Genomic DNA, 216 nt, shown 5'->3' on the forward strand with positions numbered 1-216 from the left:
CCGTAGAGTTCGTGCTCGGGGTGAGGGGTGGCGGCGTGCGCGGGCAGCGCGGGGGGGGGCGGCGGCGTCGGCGGGGGCGGAGGCGGCGGGGCGGCGGTGGCGGTGCTGCCCGGGTGAGCGTCCGTACGGGGCGGGCGAGCCGGCGGCGACCTCCAGGTGCGATGCGAGGAGCGGGAAGTTCGCGCCCTCGTACGTGTTTCCGAAGCGGGAGCCGGC

1 protein-coding gene is annotated in these 216 nt (G+C 79.2%); it reads right to left on the minus strand.

The annotated features are described in order from the left end of the window. Window positions 1-216 (minus strand): hypothetical protein (locus tag QM841_RS43070; protein WP_283336817.1); only part of this gene is annotated, 216 nt, incomplete at both ends.

Source organism: Rhodococcus sp. IEGM 1307, from assembly GCF_030056915.1.
Lineage (GTDB): Bacteria > Actinomycetota > Actinomycetes > Mycobacteriales > Mycobacteriaceae > Rhodococcus_F > Rhodococcus_F opacus_D.